The 221-nt window shown below is 56.1% G+C and carries 1 tRNA gene and 1 rRNA gene; both read right to left on the bottom strand.

From position 1 onward, the window contains the following. Positions 1 to 3: 3 nt before the first annotated feature. Positions 4 to 79: transfer RNA gene (locus IM265_RS21880), tRNA-Thr, on the bottom strand. Positions 80 to 93: 14 nt separating this feature from the next. Continuing rightward, a 5S ribosomal RNA gene (gene rrf / locus IM265_RS21875) occupies positions 94 to 209 on the bottom strand. Between the last annotated feature and the right edge of the window lie 12 nt (positions 210 to 221).

Here is a 221-nt window from a genome sequence, read left to right as displayed (position 1 = left end):
AAGTGGTGCTGATACCCAGAGTCGAACTGGGGACCTCACCCTTACCAAGGGTGCGCTCTACCAACTGAGCCATATCAGCACGCTAAATTTGAAGCCTGGCAGTTCCCTACTCTCACATGGGGAGACCCCACACTACCATCGGCGCTACGGCGTTTCACTTCTGAGTTCGGCATGGGGTCAGGTGGGACCACCGCGCTAAAGCCGCCAGGCAAATTCTGTTA

Source organism: Enterobacter cloacae complex sp. P17RS, from assembly GCF_014895885.1.
Classification (GTDB): domain Bacteria; phylum Pseudomonadota; class Gammaproteobacteria; order Enterobacterales; family Enterobacteriaceae; genus Enterobacter; species Enterobacter bugandensis.
This window is presented reverse-complemented; position numbering and strand designations above follow the sequence as displayed.